Here is a 7,571-nt window from a genome sequence, read left to right as displayed (position 1 = left end):
AATTTTTTTATTAGGGATATTTTAAAAAAATCAGAGTCGTTAGCCTTCATGCCTTCATCCTCGATTAACGTGCCCTATCGTACTATAAGGGGTCATCATACATGCCCATCAACTTAAGAAAAATAAACGCCCTAAAACGAAAAAAATGAGCTGACTTCTCAAAGTAACTACCTATAGGGGTACCGTCACATCGCTATCAAGCTAAGGTTTTATTACACCATCAGAACGAAATTTTTAGGCTTTCCTGTAATGAAAAAGCTTATTTATCGTTTTGGGGGTGACTTGTTTTCTTAGGTTGATGGCAATGTTGGTGCTACCCCATGCCCATCAAGTCAAGAATTTGAGATTGCCCCAAAACGAAGATTTTGAGTAAACTGTGCAAACTCCTTATTTTAGCGTGTCTATACATTCTTTGTCTTAACTGGAACATAGTAGTATATTAAGAAAAGGAGTTTACATTTTTTTGTCGAATTTATGTCAAGATAACTACAAGAAAGGTGATTTAATTGAATATTCTATGGGATTTTGACGGAACCTTATTTGATACATATCCTGCTTATACGAAAATGCTCTCTTTAGTGCTAGGAGAAGCGGTAGACAAACAGGAAATTTATGAAAAGTTGAAAATTTCATATTCCCACGCCGTGGACTACTATAATATCTCTAGCGATCAGAAAGAAAAGATTAAAAGATTAAAGAAAAAATTGTCTCCAAAAGATATGAAACCATTTCATGGTGTGGAAGAGATCTTAAAGTTCGCGGATAAGAATGTAATCATGACACATAAACATAAAGATGGCGTTTTAGAAATCGTAAAATACTATGGCTGGGACAAATACTTTGTAGATATGGTTACAATTGATGATGGTTTTCCTCGCAAACCTAATCCAGCATCTTATATTCACTTGCATCAGAAGCACAGAATTGACCTAGCTATTGGGGACAGGGAACTAGATTTGTTACCTGCAAAAGAATTAGGAATTGTAACCTGCATGTATCAAGGACAAAGTGATGTAGCAGATTACCATTTACACGACTACTTGGATTTCTTTAATACGGATATTCCATCATCAAGACAAGTGCATAATCAACAATAAATGATAGAAAGGGGGCACTGACGCATCACTATCAACCTAAGATAAATTTATATCCATAATTCACAGAAAGCGTTATTCTTTTTGTAGAAATATACAGGAAGGATGGCGTTTTTTATGAATCTTTCGATTCAAGATGAATTTCATTTGTTTGCTGAAGAACTACAGCGACACTTATCTCCCGATACCCTTCAACAACTTGCACAGGAAACAGGTTTTGTAAAACGTAAAAGTAAATATGGGGCACAAGATTTGGCTGCTTTATGTATTTGGATCAGTCAACATGTAGCAAGCGATTCTCTTACTCGATTATGTAGTCAGCTTTATGCAAATACAGCTACACTTATGAGTCCAGGAGGGCTTAATCAACGTTTTAACCGATGCGCTGTTTTATTTCTACAGTGTGTATTTTCTCTTTTAATCAAAAGTAAATTAAACGATTCGTCTCAAATCTCAAACCAATACACCTCTTATTTTCAACGTATACGTATTTTAGATGCTACTATTTTTCAAGTACCCAACCATTTAGCTTCTATTTATCCTGGTTCTGGAGGATGTGCACAGACAGCTGGTATTAAGATTCAACTAGAGTATGATTTACATAGTGGAAAATTCCTCAATTTTCAAATGGAACCAGGTAAAAACAATGATAAAACCTTTGGTACAGAGTGTTTGGATACCTTATGCCCAGGAGATTTATGTATTCGAGATTTAGGATACTTTTCTCTAAAAGATTTAGATCAGATGGATCAACGGGGAGTATTCTATGTTTCACGGTTAAAATTAAATAATAGAGTATATGTAAAAAATGAATCTCCAGAATTCTTTCGGAATGGGACAGTAAAAAAGCAATCTTTATATGTTTTGCTTGATCTTGAAGATATTATGCATCAGATAAAACCAGGAGATACTTATGAAATTCAAAATGCCTATATTGGACAACAAAAATTACCCTCACGAGTTGTAATATATAGACTCACATCAACTCAAATTCACAAACGTAGGAAACAACAAACTTATGTTGAAAAGAAAAAAGGAGTTACATACTCTGAAAAAAGTAAACGTTTAACAGAAATCAATGTTTATATTACCAACATCCCATGGGAAATTGTTCCGATGGAACATGTTCACGAGATTTACTCTCTACGTTGGCAAATAGAGATTGTATTTAAAACATGGAAATCTCTTTTTGGTATCAACCATTGTCACAATATTAAGCGAGAGCGTCTAGAATGTCATCTTTATGGACAGTTAATCGCTATTTTTCTTTGTTCTTCCACTATGTTCAAAATGCGACAGCTGTTACTACAGAAAAAACAAAAAGAATTAAGTGAATATAAAGCAATTTATATGATTCAAGATCATCTGTACTTAGTATATGAAGCTATACAACAAGACACCCAAGAAGTATCAAAAATTTTCCTTCGTCTGTTTGACCTCTTACAGAAAAACGGACGGAAATCCCATCGATATGAGAAAAAGACAGTCTTTGATATTTTAGGCGTTGTTTATCACACTGTATCCAATCTAAAGCAGAAAACTGCATAACCTTTAAAAATACACCTTATCAAGGTTTATTTAGAATGCGTATTTTTAAAAACAAATAAACAAAATATCAAGCATGTAGGCAACAAGAACGGAAGTTCATGGAATACCCAACCTTAGCTTGATGGGCATGTGGCGATACCCCCTCTAGAAAATTCTCATAAATTTCCGTAAATAAGCCTAGATTCACTGATAAAAAGGATCAAAGGGGGAGGGAATTATTTTTATGGAACGATAGAGCATTTCAGATACTGTTACACATTCATAATCGTTTCTGTATAAATATCTCATGATACGTTCTAATGCTTCAACTGTCTGAGATGTCTGAGAAAATTCGCTCCCATTCCAATCATGGAGTAGAATGATATTTCCGGGTTTAACCCCTTTTGTTATATATCTAGAAATTTTGCTAGCTGCTGGATTTCTCCAATCCTGAGGATCCTGATGCCATGACCATAGAATAACAAGTTTCCCATTCTGTATAGCTGTATTAATAATTAAATCATTGTGAAGGCCTCCAACTGGACGATAGAGAGTTGGTTTATAGCCAGTGATTTGCTTGATAATTTTATCCGTTTGATCTAATTCGGCAGTTAATTTAGCGGCGGTAATATTTTTATCATAAATATGATTATAAGTATGATTAGCAATTTCGTGTCCTTCTTTTACTTGCCTTTTTAAAATAGCAGGAAACCTTTTAACTTTATTACCTGCTACGAAAAAGGTTGCTTTCGCATTGTATTTAGCTAAAATATCAAGTATTTGAGGGGTGAAAATAGGATGAGGCCCATCATCAAATGTTATTGCAACTATTTTTTCCTTTGTGTTTACTTCCCAAATTACCTTCCCTGTTTTTTCATATGCCTTACGACTATCTGTAAAAGCATATATGGGTGTTTGTGTGGAACAAAAGGAAATGATTAAAAGAATGAGGACTATCCAATTTTTTTTCACGAATAATACACTCCTATGAGATACAAGTACGTTTAGTTTATGGAGTTATTATCAAATTATTTAATAAGAAATTAAAAAAGTGGAGAGAGGAAAGTGACATGGGTTGAAGGTTAGAAATATCATGGTCTCCTCAGTTGAGGGTTCAATTTTATATTGACGATATTCATCGTATACACTCTCCTTTAATGGCACACTTCTCATATTGTAAATCCTCTACATTTTTGATTAAACATTTTATCATATCTCGGTTGCCACAACTTAACGTACAGGGGGATTGTCTAAAATTGTGTCTAAACGTACAATTTTCTTTTTTTGATATGGTGACCCCTATGAGAAATCCTACTTTTTATCTGGTTGTAAGAATCTTGGAGTTTTTGCACCAGAATAGTATTATGTATATCGAGAAAAAATAAAAGACAACTCTAATTAAGAGTTGTCTTTTTGTGTAATAAAATTCACAAAATCTGAAGATATACAAACGACTAAAATACGTTATGGTTATTATAACAAAGGTGAAGAGTATTGAGAATAAAAAGAATATTATAATGAGTTTTGAGCTTTTTGTTAACAAAGTTTCGAAAATAAACTTTTTATAAAGGTTTCCTTTGAATATGATTATTTATTTTGAACATATAATCATGATTATTGTAGTTCGAGGGTTTCCTTATAAACCTTAGCTATATATTTTACAAAATCAATGACGGGATAGTGTATGAGTGAACGGTGCTGCGTAAAACGAATCCCTTCTTTTTCCATTTTTAAAATGAGTTGTTCAATTTTCAACTCTTTTTGTTGTATCCTATTATAATTTTGGTATACAATGTTTTTCCATCGATAGGAGGAACCGTGAAAATAACTTTCTCCTTTTACCCTGTGACTAAATATTATTTCTATTTTTTCTCTACGCTGTTTTTCCTTCATATGCGCTTCCGTTGACTGCATATTTATCGCCTCCTCTTCCCTTTGTGCACGGTCTAACCGTGTAAATAACCCCATCATAGCCAATGTACAGTGATCTTGTTAAGGCTATCTCATCAACTGTATATATTTTTCAAGCGGTTAATCTAACATCTTGGATTTTACATCTAAATAAGTTGTTAGTGTGTACAAAATATCATTACTCTTTTCAGTTTTTGCTAAAAATAACAAAATTAGAAAGTAGCGATAATGCATGAAAGATTAATTGTTTATCAATCTTTATTATAAAACGATTCATTATGGGCATGCATCTTTTTACAATCACCAAGATTTACAACATGACGAGTATCTTCATCCATGAATGTTATTCTCTATTTACTGAGGATAGTTTTTTTATTTAGGCTAATAAGCAACATATCGTATGCCTCAAAACCCTTTTGATATGAAAAAATCATATAGAAATAAAGCGCTCTTAAAGAATTTTGTTACAAATTTATTATGTTTGACTTTAAAAAAGGAACGTAATATTTATTTGTAGAAAATTTTAAGAGTAAAAATAGAATGACTATTTATATGATAAGAAAAGGGGGCACTTATAGATGCTAACAAATGATTTAGATTTCCGATTAGAACCACGTTTAAAAGAACTGTATGAACAACATAAAATAAGAGCTCAGAAGATAGACTGGGGTTATCATGAGTTTTTACCATGGGATAAGGGAATGGACTTTAAAAGAGTTCCTTGGGATGAAAGTCAAGTTACTCTTCCTTCTGGTGTAATTACAGCCATTGAAACAGCTTTATTAACAGAAGTGAATTTACCATGGTTTACAACGTATTTATCTGCAACTTTTAAAGGATCCCTTTCTGTTATTACGGACTTTATTCACACATGGACTTCAGAAGAGGATCAACATTCGAATTTATTGGAGACATATTTACTACTCACTCGAAGTGTGAATCCTAAACGAATACATGAATTAAGAAAGTCAGTCGTTGAGGGTGGATTTGAGCCAGATTTTCATACACCAATCGAAGCCATGACGTATACGACGCTACAAGAGCTTGCAACGATGGTGTTTTACAATAATGTTGCTAAGGTTGCAAGTAAGCATGATCCAGATCTTGCTACATTATTACGCCGTCTTGCAAAAGATGAAACTCTTCATTATGCGTTTTATCGAGACGTGATTCGAATACATTTGGAATTGGAACCCAATTATTGCTATCATATTGCCAATGTGATTAAGAATTTTAAAATGCCAGGTGCCGTCATGCCTGATTTTGAAAATAGAATGGCTGTGATTGCAAAAGAAGCGAATTATGGACCACTACAATATTTTGATCAAGTACTTGATGTAGTGGTTGATTATTGGGGGTTAAAAGACTTACGACCAATTGCACCTTTAGCTGAAAAAGCAAGAATTGAGATTTTGGAATACCACACAAGATTGAAAAAAATACGGGATCGATTTGGTCGTTTTCAAGGGAAAACTGATCTACGCTAATGAGTAGAGATTTCTGAATATAAGTGGGGGAATCTGACACACTCCCTATTGTTTTTGGGGTGTTTTTTACTTGATTTAATTTTTGTCAAAAAAGTAGTTGACGATAAAAACAATTTTATGATATTATAAAATATTTGATAAAAAATCACATATATGTTAAGGTTGAGAAGGTTACCATATATGGAGGTGGATTATATGTTTCAAATTGGCGATAACATTGTTTATCCAATGCACGGAGCAGGTATAATTGAAGCCATAGAAGAAAAAGAATTCTCAGGAAAAAAACAACAGTATTATGTTATAAAAATGTCGATCAGTAATATGCAAGTCATGATTCCTATGGGGAAAATATTAAGTTCGAGTATACGCCCAGTTACTGATATACTTGCATTAAAACACATTATACAAATTTTTCAGCATGGAGAATCAGATAAATTATTGCCGTGGAAACAAAGGTATAAAGTGAACACGGACAAAATAAAAACGGGTGAAATACAAGAAGGTGCTGAAGTTGTACGTGATTTAATGCGTATGAAGAAAGAAAAGGCACTTAATACAAGCGAAAAAAAAATGTTGGATAACGCACATGAATTTTTGATTAGTGAACTAGGATTAATTAAAGGAATCACTGAAAATCAAATAAAAAGTTTCTGTTAAGATTCATTATAGATAATGTATTACATCCCCCGAAAATATCCTGAATTTTTCGGGAATATGATGATTATTAAAAGTAAATCATTTCAAAGACATTCAACTTCTTTAACTCACTTTTAGAGTAGGAACCTCTTTTGTTATTACTTCAATCTAATCCATTTTTATTTTTAAATTTCTTTTACGAACGTTCGAAGTTTCATCAAATAACTCGATTAAATAGTCACTTGATTTTGCAATCCTGATTCACACTGGCACGGACAAGGAGCCGTAAGGATGAAAGAGAGGTAGGGCTTTCATTGTTTTAGGTAATATACTATCTAAGTCATTATTTCTAGAAGAAAACACAATCAATCTCACCGCTATCTTTAAGAATTTCTTACATCTACTGAGACAGTGAATAGTAATTGTTTATCTTCTTTACGTAAAATTGATAAGCGAACTGGTAACACCATATGGTTAACTACAAAAAGTGGTTTCCAGACCAGGAAACCACTTTTAATTTTATTTACATAACAATAGTAAATTAAGCAGTAAGAAGGAGTGCACACATGAAAAAAATGTTAACAAAAGAATTAAGTAAAGAATTAAAGAAGCGGGAAGGGGTCATTTCTATTACAGTTGAGCCTTATGAAAAAATCGAAGTTGGTGGAATTCGTGTAGATGGACCAGCTGTTATTCTAATTAATCAAGAATAGTTGAATGCATGAAGAAAAGGATCAGCCTTTAAAAGAAGGGAGGATCCTTTTTGTTTGCTGCAGCTAATATGGGATACACATAATTTTCATCTGATGTGTTGGGGTTAATAGGAAGGAGAGGGTCGGGGTTATCATAGTGGAAAGCTTAACATTGGTAGGATTTCTTTTCATGTTATATACATTAGTTGCTAAAAAAACAAACT

Annotated in this window: 7 protein-coding genes; 5 read left to right on the top strand and 2 right to left on the bottom strand. The window is 33.0% G+C overall.

Translation table 11 applies throughout. The features are described from left to right. Window positions 1-506 precede the first annotated feature (506 nt). Window positions 507-1,097: an HAD-IA family hydrolase gene (locus tag B5P42_RS30795; RefSeq protein ID WP_113736023.1), complete on the top strand. Its 591-nt coding sequence runs from the start codon at window positions 507-509 to the stop codon at window positions 1,095-1,097. 114 nt (window positions 1,098-1,211) lie between these two features. Further along, the gene (locus B5P42_RS30790; RefSeq protein ID WP_113736022.1) at window positions 1,212-2,642 is read left to right on the top strand and encodes an IS4 family transposase; all 1,431 of its coding nucleotides are present in this window, start codon (window positions 1,212-1,214) and stop codon (window positions 2,640-2,642) included. Window positions 2,643-2,825: 183 nt separating this feature from the next. Here B5P42_RS30790 and B5P42_RS30785 read toward each other — a convergent pair whose 3' ends face one another. After that, complete coding sequence (locus B5P42_RS30785) at window positions 2,826-3,593, bottom strand: polysaccharide deacetylase family protein (protein ID WP_088032069.1); 768 nt, start codon at window positions 3,591-3,593, stop codon at window positions 2,826-2,828. A gap of 642 nt (window positions 3,594-4,235) precedes the next feature. Beyond that, entirely contained in the window at window positions 4,236-4,535 is a 300-nt protein-coding gene (locus B5P42_RS30780; protein WP_088032071.1) for a hypothetical protein, read from the bottom strand. 575 nt (window positions 4,536-5,110) lie between these two features. Here B5P42_RS30780 and B5P42_RS30775 point away from each other — a divergent pair. The 3 genes from B5P42_RS30775 to B5P42_RS30760 all read left to right on the top strand — a co-directional run bounded on the left by B5P42_RS30775 (window position 5,111) and on the right by B5P42_RS30760 (window position 7,368). Next, a complete protein-coding gene (locus tag B5P42_RS30775) occupies window positions 5,111-6,019 on the top strand; it encodes an acyl-ACP desaturase (RefSeq protein ID WP_113736021.1) in 909 nt (302 codons plus the stop codon). A 195-nt stretch (window positions 6,020-6,214) separates the two neighbouring features. Beyond that, entirely contained in the window at window positions 6,215-6,676 is a 462-nt protein-coding gene (locus B5P42_RS30770) for a CarD family transcriptional regulator (RefSeq protein WP_002166152.1), read from the top strand. 545 nt (window positions 6,677-7,221) lie between these two features. After that, complete coding sequence (locus B5P42_RS30760; protein WP_002011296.1) at window positions 7,222-7,368, top strand: BC1881 family protein; 147 nt, start codon at window positions 7,222-7,224, stop codon at window positions 7,366-7,368. Window positions 7,369-7,571 lie beyond the last annotated feature (203 nt).

Source organism: Bacillus sp. SRB_331, assembly GCF_003264175.1.
GTDB classification, from domain to species: domain Bacteria; phylum Bacillota; class Bacilli; order Bacillales; family Bacillaceae_G; genus Bacillus_A; species Bacillus_A mycoides.
Note: the sequence above shows the minus strand (reverse complement) of the source record. Positions and strands in the feature narration are given on the sequence as shown.

Bases quoted from the DNA above. Each gene is read 5' to 3' on its own strand.
- B5P42_RS30780 (WP_088032071.1), bottom strand. From the start codon at position 4,535: ATGCAGTCAACGGAAGCGCATATGAAGGAAAAACAGCGTAGAGAAAAA.
- B5P42_RS30790 (WP_113736022.1), top strand. From the start codon at position 1,212: ATGAATCTTTCGATTCAAGATGAATTTCATTTGTTTGCTGAAGAACTA.
- B5P42_RS30775 (WP_113736021.1), top strand. From the start codon at position 5,111: ATGCTAACAAATGATTTAGATTTCCGATTAGAACCACGTTTAAAAGAA.
- B5P42_RS30760 (WP_002011296.1), top strand. From the start codon at position 7,222: ATGAAAAAAATGTTAACAAAAGAATTAAGTAAAGAATTAAAGAAGCGG.
- B5P42_RS30770 (WP_002166152.1), top strand. From the start codon at position 6,215: ATGTTTCAAATTGGCGATAACATTGTTTATCCAATGCACGGAGCAGGT.